This window comes from Magnetococcales bacterium (assembly GCA_015228815.1).
Classification (GTDB): Bacteria; Pseudomonadota; Magnetococcia; order Magnetococcales; family UBA8363; genus UBA8363.
The window spans coordinates 93,971-106,625 of the sequence record JADGCV010000011.1 but is presented as its reverse complement, the minus strand read 5'-3'; the positions used below and the strand labels follow the sequence as shown (position 1 = coordinate 106,625).

At 57.1% G+C, this 12,655-nt stretch carries 5 protein-coding genes; 4 read left to right on the top strand and 1 reads right to left on the bottom strand.

All coding sequences use genetic code 11. The annotated features are described in order from the left end of the window. The 4 genes from HQL76_06840 to HQL76_06825 all read left to right on the top strand — a co-directional run. Positions 1–590: hypothetical protein (locus tag HQL76_06840; protein MBF0108872.1), on the top strand; the 590-nt coding region annotated here is incomplete at its 5' end. Positions 591–1,170: 580 nt separating this feature from the next. Further along, positions 1,171–8,550 (top strand): tandem-95 repeat protein, encoded by a 7,380-nt coding sequence (locus HQL76_06835; GenBank protein ID MBF0108871.1) that lies wholly within the window; start codon positions 1,171–1,173, stop codon positions 8,548–8,550. Between the two features lie 233 nt (positions 8,551–8,783). Then, on the top strand, positions 8,784–10,061 hold the full coding sequence (locus HQL76_06830) for a c-type cytochrome (protein MBF0108870.1): 1,278 nt from the start codon (positions 8,784–8,786) through the stop codon (positions 10,059–10,061). A 57-nt stretch (positions 10,062–10,118) separates the two neighbouring features. Then, positions 10,119–11,984: a TolC family outer membrane protein gene (locus HQL76_06825; protein MBF0108869.1), complete on the top strand. Its 1,866-nt coding sequence runs from the start codon at positions 10,119–10,121 to the stop codon at positions 11,982–11,984. Here the strand turns inward: HQL76_06825 and gmhB are convergent. Beyond that, positions 11,936–12,550, bottom strand: a complete 615-nt coding sequence (gene gmhB / locus HQL76_06820) for a D-glycero-beta-D-manno-heptose 1,7-bisphosphate 7-phosphatase (GenBank protein MBF0108868.1) — start codon at positions 12,548–12,550, stop codon at positions 11,936–11,938. The two genes, HQL76_06825 and gmhB, sit on opposite strands and share 49 nt — an antisense overlap. Positions 12,551–12,655: the final 105 nt, after the last annotated feature.

Here is a 12,655-nt window from a genome sequence, read left to right as displayed (position 1 = left end):
CGGATTCCCAGTTTTCCCGGTTGTCCCTGTGGCAGGATACCGATGCCAATGCCCGTACTGATGCCGGTGAATTGAACACTCTGGCCCAATGGGGAATCACCGCGATCGACCTGAATACGACCCCCCTGGGAACCCCGGTCGAAGGGGCTAAAATCCTCTCCGAGGGATCCTTCGACCGCGAAAATGATCAACAGGGACTCTTTTCGGAACTGGCCTTGCATGTCGCCAAGGGACCACAGACACCACCATCCACCCCCGATCCGGTCGTCGAATCGGTCAAAGATATGGACCCGGATTTCTTCGAACAACAGTTCATGACTCTCATGGAATCTGCTTCCTCGGGTGAAACAACGTCTTTTCCCGCCAATGGTTCCGATGGGGGACAAACCTACTGGACCACACAACAAATTTTTGGTAATCCCCTCTTGTTTCCCGATTCGTTGCACCAGGACGATCCGTCGGTTGCCCTGGAAACGAGTCATTCCCAGAATACTTTCATAGAGGCCAACCCAGGCCATGAAGGTCTTGATGCCGTCAGTGGTTCAAGCGGAGCGAATCATTCCATGGAAGACATCAACTTTTTTTCGTGAACCCTTTCAACGTCACCGTTCAGACCCCATCATTCCCTGCTACAGTGGGAATCCAGGATTTGCTTCAGTTCCCTGGATCCCCGATGTAGCAGGGGATGACGCTTGTCAAGGAGCGCATGAACGGTTGCCTTTCAACAGTTCATGCTCCCCTTGATCTGCCCCCTTACAAAAATAAGTTAAACACTATATTGCAGATTACGTCACCAGCGACGGCTCCTCCCTGGAAACACCCACTCCTCGTGATTTTCCCTCATGGTTCAGCAACGCTATTGGCATTGTAACTGATTCCTTGAAACAGTTATCAAAAGATAATACAATGTTCACGTTTGGATGATTATATGAGTAATACGCTATTGATCATAACTGGATCAAGGCCGATACTTGAGAACTTTTTGACTTGGAGTATTTGACTGTATCAGTCTGGCAAATTTTTTGCTTCCCCAGTAGTCAATGTTGTACCCTTGGCCCTATCCGTGATGTGCAGGCACCTCCCGGTCCCATGAGGCGATCTCTTTAAAGAACCGAAGGGTCGAGAGGTTTACGTAAAATAATAATAATAATGTCCTCTTTAAGGAATGTCATGAGCATTCATTTTCCCACCGTCGATTTTCAGGCTTCCACCCCCGACGCCGGTTGGAGGGATGTGGACCTGTCCCCCCTGGAGAATGAAATCACCCTTCCCGACGTGGAAACCCTTCTGGGTGGACGCTACATGCGCCAGGGGGGGGATCTGGTGATCGCAGCCCCCGATGGCAGCGCCATGACCCTGGAGGGGTATTTCGATGCCGCCATCCAACCGATTCTCAAGGCGCCCAACGGCGCCCTGCTGATGCCGGAAACGATCAACGCCCTGCTCGTGGCCGATCCCACAGCGGTCACGATGGTCGCGGGGCCGACGATGGTAGACGCGAACACGGCCCAGGCATCTTCGGACGCGGTAACCAGCCCCGACGCAACGACCCCCGCCCCTTCCACCACGGCAACCCCCGCCATCGGCAAGGTTGGCAAGTTGTTGGGAGATGTCATGGCCAAGGGGGCCGACGGCGTGGAACGGCCCCTCAAGGAGGGTGATCCCGTTTACAAGGGAGATGTGCTGGTCACGAAGAAAGGGAGCTTGGTCAAACTGGCCTTCCCCGATGGCACAAGCTTTCAACTCGGCGAGGGGGCCCAGGCGGTCCTCGACAAGTTCATCTACAATCCCGAGGCCAAACAGGGCGGTTTCGAGGCGACGGTCACCAAGGGAATCTTCAGTTTTCAAAGCGGTGGCATTTCTGGCTTGAACGCGGGCCGTCATTCCACCATCAAGACCCCCACCGCCGTCATCGGCATTCGCGGCAGCGAACTTTCGGGAGAGGTCGGCGACGATGGTTCGACGACGGTGGTCCACACCTCGGGCATTCTCGACATCTCCGACGCCAAGGGCCAGGGAACCGTCACCCTGATCGAACCCAACACTGCCACCCAGGTACAGTTCGGCGCCGGCGCCCCGACCCCGGTCTTCAAGGCCCCCGACAGTTTTCTCAACCGGTTGAACAACCAGTTGGACATCGACAAGGCCAAGGAGGAACGGGGCAACGACAACAACCAGGAAAACCAGGGGACCAACGAAACCCAGGCGGGAGACCGCCCCCAGGGGAACGCCAACGACGCCGGACCGGAAACCCCCGCAGGCGATTCCGCTCCCAGGGAACAAACAGAGGCCCAGGGAGAAGAGGGGGTCGATGAAGATCCCACCGAGGAAGCGACCGCCGAACCCCAGGAAACGGCCAATGAACGGGAGGGGGTGGATGAGGCGCCCGACGCTGCGGCGGAAGGACTGGCTGCCGATGGACCGGGAAGGCCTGGGACCGAGCCCGCCCCCGTTGCCCCTGGAATCGCGGATCTGGGCAATCTGGCCGATCTCCTCGGCACCGGCGGGGCCTTTGAAGGGACCGAGGTCGTTCAGGAGGCCATCGGCGATCTGTTGCCGACGACCCCCGGCGAAAATCCGATTTCCCTCGCCGACCTGGTCGGAGGAAACGAATTTACCGCCATTCCTGAACTCATTCCCGAGTTGTTGATTCCCACACAACCTCAAGCCCCCACCGATCTTCCCTCCCTGTTGGATCCCCAGATCGAACCCCAGCCGGAACCAACCCCGGAACCGACTCCGGAACCGACTCCGGAACCGACTCCGGAACCGACTCCGGAACCGATCCCGGAACCGATCCCGGAACCGACTCCGGAACCGATCCCGGCACCGACTCCGGAACCGATCCCGGAACCGACTCCGGAACCGATCGTACCCGAATCACCCAGGCCGCCGTCATTCATTTTTATCCCCTCGGAACAAACGCGCTGGGACATCGAATTGGATGAGGACACCGAACATTCGTTCACGGTTTTTGAACTGGGATTGGATGCGGATGATGTGCAAAACCTTGAGCGCATCAGGATTACACAGACCGTAACCTCGGGAACCCTGTATCTGGACGAGGAAGCGATCACGACCGGTCGGGAAATCACTCTGGACGACATTGGCGCGGGAAAACTCTCCTATGAACCTCAAGAAAACCATCATGGAGAGAATTTTGATCACTTCACCTTCCAGGTTCTGGTCAAAGAACAACTTGAATACGATGCGACGGCATTTTCCATTTGGCTTGATGTCCTGCCGACCAACGACCGTCCCGAAGGGATCGACAACAGCGTCTCTCTGAGCGAGGATGGTCCGCTGACCTTGAGGAAGGATGATTTCGGGTTTCATGACCTGGACGGGGATGAGCTGGCGGCGATTCGTCTGACCGAACTGCCTGCCTCCGGGTATGTCACACTCGATGGAAGCCGGATCACCTCAGGGCAGGAAATTTCCGTAGCGGCATTGAACGCCGGTCTTGTCCGTTACATCCCCGCCCAGGATGCCAATGGGACGGTCACCATGCGGTTTGAGGTCGGTGACGGCAGCGATTTTTCAACTTCCCCGAACACCCTGACCTTGAACATCGCGGCGGTCAATGACCCTCCCACAGGCAGCGACCGCACCATTACCACGGACGAAGATGTCCCCTACCTCTTTTCCGCCAGCGATTTCGGTTTTTCCGACCGCGACAGCCCACAACTGATGGCCGTTCGGATCGTTGGCAACGACAGCGGCGGTACCCTGACATTGAGGGACACGCCATTTTCCGCGATGCAGGAGGTCTCGATCAGCGACCTCAACGCCGGACTGGTTCGTTTCACCCCGACAGCCAACGCCCATGGCGACGGTCTGGCCCGCTTCACGTTTCAGGTCGGTGACGGCCTGGACTTTTCGTCCCAGTCCAACACCCTGACGTTGAACGTCCGCCCCGTCAACGACACCCCGACGGCAACCAGTGGCGCCGTGACCCTGGCCGAGGACTCCACCCGCGTTTTCACCGGCCATGACTTCGGTATCGTCGGTGTCGATGGGGATGAACTGATGGCCATCGGTGTCGATGCCTCGTCCCGCTCGGGCTTTTTGCGCTTGAACGGCATCGAGATAACAGGCACACAAACCATCGCGGTCGCCGCTCTGAACGCCGGCAGCCTGACCTATACCCCTGCCGCCAACGCCCACGGCGATGGCTATGCCCGCCTGGAATTCACCGTCGGCGATAACACCGCCTTCTCTCCGACGCGGTACACCCTGACCCTGAACGTGACCCCGGTCAACGACACCCCGGTCGGGGCCAACACAACGGTCACCACCAACGAGGATACCGCCACCACCTTTCGCAGTTCCGACTTCGGTCTTTCCATCATCGACGGCGATGAACAGGTAGCCATCACCACGGGATCCTCCAACCCCGGTCACCTGCGCCTCAATGGCGTGGCCGTCACCTCGGGCCAGGTCATTTCCGCCAGTGCCATCGACGCGGGCAGTCTGGTCTACACCCCGGGAGCCAACGGCAACGGAACCACCTACGCCAGCTTTGGTTTCACCGTCGGCGACCCGACATCGTTTTCGACCACCCCCTATACCCTGACGATCAATGTTCTTCCGGTCAACGATCTCCCCGTCTCCTTCAACCAGACGGTCACGACCCCATACAACACCCCCTACGTGTTTCAAACGAGCGATTTCGTTTTTGTCGATCCCGAAAACGACCCTCTGTCCCGGGTCCGCATCACCCCCTCCCCCGGCAACGGCACTCTGAGATTGGACGGCAGCCTCATCAGTTCCACCCAGGATGTCACCGCCGCCGACATCGCTGCGGGAAAACTGGTGTTCACCCCGGCAACCAACGGCTCGGGTGATGGATATGCCTCTTTTGCCTTCAAGGCGGGCGACGCAGGCGGCTTTTCCGACAGCCCCGCCACACTGACCCTGAACATACCGACCAACACCGCCCCGAATGGTGGCGCGGACCAGACGATTACCATCGACATTGCCAATGTGTCTCAGGGACTGCCGCTCGACATCGTGGTATTCGACAATCCCTCTTATGTCGATACCCACGATACCTCCGATTCGGGATCGGATACGATCCAGGCAACCCTGGCCCAACTCAACCACAACGTATCGACCTTCACCGGAATCACCGCCGCCGAACTCACCACGGCGCTTGCAGGACAAGAAGCCCTGGTCATTCCCCGTCTCTCGGAAGGGTCCCTCACCCTGTCCGAAGATGCCCAGTCGGTCATCGCCAATTTTGTCCACAACGGCGGCATCCTCGTGTCGATGTACGACTCAGTCTACCTCAATGATATTTTTGGCTGGAATCTGGTTTCTGCCGAGAACCCTTCGTCCGGATCTTCCGGTTACGGAGGCCGGACAACGGTCAATGATAACGATTCCTCCCCCCTGATCTCGAACGGCAGCATTGCCAACGCTCAAACCATCGCACGCAGCCAATTTGGATACGCCACGGACCCGGAATTGGGAAATTCATCCTTTCCATCCGTCAAGATCCTGGGAAACCTTTCCGCCTATACAGACCTTGATTTCTATCAATTTTCTCTGACAACGGGAGAAAATTTGATTCTTGACATCGACCATGGCAGTGGTGAGGGATGGGCTGGCGGTGGAGATGTCGATACCATGATTTGGCTCTACAATTCCGCGGGTCAACGGTTGGCCTACAACGATGACAGCTGGAACCCGAACGAAGGTAGTGGCAGTGTGAGCGGTCTGGATTCCTACCTCGAATATACGATCCCTTCATCGGGGGTCTATTATGTCGCGGTGTCGGTCTTTTATCATGATCCCATGACCACGGATCCGACCACCTTTTACGACGCCTCCTACGGCAATCGTGATTATACCCTGCATGTCAGCCTCGGCGAGGCGCCCCTGACCGTGATCATGGGCGACGATGCCCAGGGGACAAATTTTGTGAACAACAGCGCCGAAGTCATTGTCAACAACAACACCATAAACCTGACAACCTCGTCTCTCCCTGGGGAAGCGCTGAGCCTCTACGGTCATACCACCGAACCACCCTTGAGCACGGTGACGCTGATTCCCCGGGGGGAAGGCCATGTCCTGCACCTGGGATGGGACTGGACCCAGGCCGTCCCCATGGGATCCAATGACAATGGCTGGGTTGATATTCTCGGTTCCGGACTCGGGTATATCCCTGGAACCACGAACGGGATCTGGATGCGCCCGATCGATTTCCATGTCCCAACCGACGCCAACGGTGATGCCATCAGCATCACCTTGAGGGAACTCCCCGATCCCGGCATTATTTCGTTTGTCCTTCATGGAACCATGTTGCATGTCGGTGACACCCTTCAAATTTCGGACCTGTCCCATGTCCGGGGGATCATTCAGAACCCGGACACTCTTTCCCCGGGATCTCTGAATTTTTCCTATGATGTCACCGATGCCCGGGGGGCCATCGATCCGGTCACGATCACCATCAATCTGGCCTCTTCGCAGCAAAAAATCACTCATGAATCGCAGAGCTATTATTTCAATATGGGTGAGGATGTCGCCATGAACCAGGAATTTTTGCTGGTCGGGACCCCCTTCGCAACCATCGATGGCGCCGAGGGGGCCGGGACGGTCTATGCGTACAGGCTTCAGGAAAATGGTCAATGGTCCGCCATGACCGAAGTTCGGCCCGAATCCGGCCATGGATACGACTATTTTGGACATGCGATCGATCTCGGAACCACGACCGCGATCATCGGAACTCCAGGTTATGACAATTATGATTTGGATATATATGATGGTGGAACGGTCCATATCTTCGACCTGCTGGACAACGAAACATGGTCGGAGACGGTTCGTTTGACACCGATCGACAACGCCGAGGAGGATTTGTTTGGCTGGTCGGTCGGCATCTCCGGTGATTATGCAATCGTCGGCGCACCGGAGGTCAATCTGGAAATCGATGGAAACATGTATTACGATGCTGGTGCTTCCTATATATTCCACAAGGTGGGCGAGACATGGACCCAGGAAACCCGATTGATCTCATCCCTGCCACAAGGATACGAAAATTTTGGGAGATCCGTTGCCATCGATGGCAATCTGGCCGTTGTAGGGTCTCCGTACCAGGATATTGGATCGGATGACAACGTCGGAATGGTCCATGTCTTCGAGCGACAAAACGATGGGACCTGGACCGAAATTCAAACATTGGTCGCCCCCGATGGCCAGGCCTATGACCAGTTCGGGTCATCGGTTGCCATCGATGGAAACATCATTGTCGTCGGTGCCCCTCTTGATGACATTGACAACGAAAACGAGCAAACCATTTACGATAGTGGGTCGATCCACGTATTCGAACGCCAGACATCGAGCACCTGGTCACATGTCATGTTGTCGCATGTTCTCGATGGCGGTGAAGGCGGTGGTTTGGGTACATCGGTCGATATTCAAGGGTCAAAAATAATCGCCGGCTATCCTGCCGCCCATAATAATGATTATTCTTTCGCTGGAACGGCCTTCGTGTTTGAAAAGAGCGCCGGAGGAACCTGGGGAGAAAGCACGCAACTGCTCCCGAATACTGCGGCAAGCAGTGACAAGTTTGGCTCTTCCGTTGCCATTCATGGTGACTATGCCGTTGTCGGTTCCCCGTATGCCGACATTCAAACGGGTCCCAACAACTCGTATTACAATGCCGGCGCCGCCTATTCCTTCTATCTGCCACTGATGGTCGATCCCCTCGTTTTCGACCTCGATGGCGACGGAATCACGGCAACCCACATGCCGTCCGAGGGGCAACCCTTCGCCATGTCCCCCGATGGCAGTCTGGTGGCCGCCGGCTGGATCGATCCCGGCGACGGCTTCCTGGTGATGGATCGCAACGGCAACGGACAGGTCGATGATGTCACCGAAATGTTCTCCGAATTCTTCCTCGAAGAGGAGACCACGGGACTGGAAGCCCTGTCCCGGATGGACGACAACAACGACGGTCGCATCGATGCGGCGGACGCCCATTTTTCCCGTCTGTCCCTGTGGCAGGATGGCGATGCCGATGCCATCACCGACGTGGGTGAATTGAACACTCTGGCCCAATGGGGAATCACCGCGATCGACCTGAATACGACCCCCCTGGGAACCCCGGTTGAAGGGGCAAGAATCCTCTCCGAGGGATCCTTCGACCGCGAAAATGGTCAACAGGGACTCTTTTCGGAACTGGCCTTGCATGTCGCCAGGGAACCCCGGTCCGAAGAATCTGCCACGGTCCCTCCCTCCATTCCCATCGAATCGGCCAAGGAAATGGATCCGGCCCTTTTCGAACAGCAATTCATGGACCTCATGGAATTCTGTGCCACGGGTGACCCGATTCCCTTCTCCTCCAGCAACATCGATAGTGATCCATCTCATCCGACCATCCAACAAATATTTGGCGATCCTCTTTTCTCTCCGGATCCGTTGCACCATCCGGACGCCGCGTTGGTCGCGGTCGGGTTCGATGCCCAGGATCCCAGCCTGGAAGCCACCCCCGGCGATGGATTCCTCGACACCATCGGGAGACTTGGCGATGTTTACACGCATTCATAGAACGGGCATGTTTCTTCACGCCGATGGATGAGTAGACCATTGATCCGTCAAAGAAAATGTTCTATTCTCCGCCATTATGGAGCGCATGCTGGACTATTGTTCCTTGAGGAATGTCAATGCACCATGGGCATTCATGGCTTGTTTTTTGCGTTCAAGCACCTTGTGAATTGTCTTCCGGGTCACTGCGTTTGTGGCGGAAGCATCATTTCAACGAGAATCGATGAAGGTATTTTATGATGCGACGGTATTGGGTTTCCTCGTTGGCCTTGGGATTGACGTTGACAGGTTGTCTGGGATGGCGGCCTGATGTTCCTGAAGTGGACCGGGCGTTTCTTTCCTTTTCCAAGAAAGAGGAGGCCAAGGAGACACCGCCCCCCTTTTCCCAATTTGCCAAGGCCCCCTGGCTTGGGAAACAGGATGAAACGATGGACGGGGAGGCCGAAGGAGCGGGTGGTTCGGTCGATCTTCCCGCCGACCCCAACGCCTCCGCCGATGGCGCTGCCGCTGCCGCTGCACCGGACGCCACCGCGGCAGCCGTCGATCCCGAGGCCAAGAAGAAAGCCCAAAGCCGGGAGTTGAACCGTGAGGCGTTCAAATTCATTCAGGCCAAGGAATACGCCCAGGCGGAAAAAGTCCTCAAGGATGCCCTGGAACTCGACGCCAAGAATATAGCGGCCCTGACCAACATGGGGGTCGTCTACGAAAAGATGAAAAAACCGGATCAGGCGCGCAAGATGTATCGCAAAGCGATCCTGGCCAACCCCCAGGCGATGCTGAAGGCGACCGATCCAAGCCTGCGTACCGGAAAGAACAAGAAAGTCCTCGACATCATCCTCGGCGAATGGAACGATCGCAATCAGGAGAAGGACGAGGCCCTGGCGCTTAAAGGCGATCCCGCCCATGGCCGCAAGGTCTACCAGGAATTCTGCTCCGAAAAATGCCACCAGGTGAACGGCTGGGGTGACAAGGAAGGAAAATATCCGCAGATCGCCGGACAATACAAGGAGGTCACGATCAAACAATTGGCGGACATTCGTTCCAAGAACAGAGACAATCCGGAGATGTACCGCTTCTCCCTCGCCAGTGAGATCGGCGGCATTCAAAACGTGGCCGATGTTGCGGCTTATATCGAAACGATGGCCATGACCGACAACAACGGCAGGGGTCCGGGGGCCAATCCCGAGTTGGGCAGGAATCTGTTCAACCGTGATTGCGCCTCGTGCCACAAGGAAGACGGCAGCGGCGACAGTACCAAAATGTTTGAACTGCTCTACGGACAGCACTACAACTACCTGCTGCGTCAGTTCCAATGGATCAAGGAAGAAAAACGCCGCAACGGCCATCCCTTGATGGTGATTCAGGCGGAAGCGTATACCCCGGAGGAAATCACCGCCGTCATGGATCATATTTCTCGTCTCAAGGTGCCCGACTACAAGATGAAACCGGTCACTCTCAAGCCCGCCGCCGACACAAAACCGGAGGAAAAGACCGACAAGGACAGCCTGTTATGAACAAAGGGACAATCGATTGCCCGTGGGTGGAGGACCAAGACGGTGACTGGAGTCCGGTTGAAAAAACAGGTTGCGGAGGAAAGTGAGAAATCGATGAAAAAGAAGCGTTCGACACTTGTTTTTCTGGGCATGGCCATCGGCCTGGGGTCGATGCTGACGCCCGCTTTGGGTCACTGTCTGGAATTGTCGGGGGCGGTCGCCCAGGCGCTCAACAACCGCCCGGAGGTCAGTCAGGCCATCTATGCCACTGCCGCGGCGCGGGAACGGGTCGGGACCTCGATGTCCGATTTTCTGCCGACCATCAGTCTTCGCGCCGCCAATGGCCGCGAGGAAAGCGACAATCCCACGACCCAGGCGACCGGAGTCCAAAGCCGGTGGCTCAATCCCAAGCAACGCGGGGTCACCCTGACGCAAAACCTGTATCGCGGCTTTGGCACGACGCATCAGGTATTGAGCAGCCAGGCCAATGCCCGTTCCGCCTCCTGGAAGGTGTTGGAAGTATCGGAATCGATGGCGATGCGTGCGGTCGATAGTTACATGAACGTCCTGAAGAACCGGGGACAGATCCAGGCGGCCCAGGAAAGCGTCGCCTCGCACAAGGCCTTGCTGGAGCTGGTGCAACGCCGGGCCGAAAGTGGCGCCGGGACCAAGGCGGATGTCAACCAGTCCCAGGCCCGGGTCAAGCAGGCCGAGGCGGTCCTGGCGCAGATCGTCTCGACCCAGGAGGTGGCCCATGCCACCTTCGAGGCGGTTTTCGGTTTTGCGCCACCCGACCATCTCGAAGAACCGAGTCTCCCTGAAAATCTGGTCCCCAAGGATCGCAAGGAGGCGGTCAAACTGGCGCTGGGGATTCATCCGGCCATCTTTGCCGCCCAGGAGTCCTATTTTTCGAGCAAGGAACAGGCCCTTTCGCTTAACAGTTCCTTCTCTCCGGCGGTCAATCTGTTGCTGGCGGCCAACAACGATGCCCACCTGTCGGGTTCCCCCGGACGCAGTGAATCGATGAGCGCCGTGGTCGAGATGACCTTCAACGCCTTCTCCGGCTATCGGGACCTGCATGCAAAACGGGAGGCAACCTTCAACATGGCCCAGGCGCAAAGCCTTCTGGACAAGGCGCTGTTGGACATCACGGAAAACCTCGCCAACAGTTATGCAACCCTGGTTGCCGCCAAATCGCGCCGCGAACTGTTCAGCACCCAGGTCAAGGAAAACGAGAAGGTACGCAGCGCCTTTTTCAAGCAATACAAGATCGGACAACGAACCCTGCTGGATCTTTTGGATGTAGAAAATGAACTCTTCAGCGCCCGGAACAATCTGGTCGTCGAGCATTACCAGGAACTGGCGGCGCGGCACAAAATTTTGGCCAACATGGGTCAACTGTTGCGCAGCCTGAGTATCGAAACCCCCACCAGCGCCGACCCGGTGACCGTTGATTTCTTCAATTCGGTTCAATCGTTATTTTACGATACCGACAAGGTGATCGATCATTGGCCGGCGATGGAACAATGGATCGAAAAGAAACGGCGCACCCCCGACCAACCGGTGGAACAGCGGACCCCGTTCATGCCGGGACATGATACCACACAAAACAACGATACCACGGCGCCCTCCGTTCCGCCCGAAAGCAAGGCCCCCGCCGCCGATACGAACGGGGCATCCCTGCCCGCAGCGCCCAACGCTGGCAAACCGTCCGCCTCCGGTGAAACGCCAAAGGCGGGCCTTGCGTCACCCGGAACATTCAGCAAAGGCCTCGCCAGGACAACCGGTTCGTCACAAACGAAAAAGATCATCGCCGGAAAGCGCGTCAAACAGCGTTCGCAAGCGACAAGCCGCAAGGGAAACCGTTCCGCCACATCTTCAAAGACGGATGCCCATCATTCGCCCATGGCGGACGCCGTGGAATCCTTCCCCGACCGGTCCTGAAGAAACCATCGGCGAAAAAGGTCGGTCTGCCCGAGACTTTCGGCGACATGGTGCGCCTGAAGGACCTCCTCCCGATCGAGTTCATGGCCGCTGTGGACCAGGACCAGGGCGCCGACCCCGGCATTGCGGCCTGCCTGGATGTCGCTCAACTTGTCCCCGACCAGAACCGAGGTCGCGGGATCGAGGTCGTGCCGTACACACGCATCGAGGATCATCCCCGGCTCGGGCTTGCGACAGCCACACGAACGGCGGAATGCGGCAACGGAGCCACCGGGATGATGGGGACAGTACAAGACATCGGTAAGAAAGATGCCCGCCTCCGCAAACCGCCCGGTCATCCACCGGGTCAGCAGATGATACTCTTCCTCGCTGTAATAGCCGCGGGCGATGCCCGACTGGTTGGTCACGACCACCAGCGCAAACCCGGCATCCTGGAACATGCGACATGTTTCAAACACACCGGGGATGAACACAAAATCATCGATCCGGTACAGATAATTGACTTCTTCGTTGATGACCCCGTCACGGTCGAGAAACAGGGCGGAACGTCGCGTCGATCGGTTCATGAAACCCGTCCTTCGAAATGGAAACCATGTTGCCAAGTCTTGAAATTTACGTTATCCAGTAGGGGCGGTCCAGGAGAGAAACCGCGGCGCCAATCTTTCAACCGT

Excerpts from the sequence above, each read along its gene's own strand:
- HQL76_06835 (MBF0108871.1), top strand. The coding sequence starts at position 1,171 with ATGAGCATTCATTTTCCCACCGTCGATTTTCAGGCTTCCACCCCCGAC.
- HQL76_06830 (MBF0108870.1), top strand. The coding sequence starts at position 8,784 with ATGATGCGACGGTATTGGGTTTCCTCGTTGGCCTTGGGATTGACGTTG.
- gmhB (MBF0108868.1), bottom strand. The coding sequence starts at position 12,550 with ATGAACCGATCGACGCGACGTTCCGCCCTGTTTCTCGACCGTGACGGG.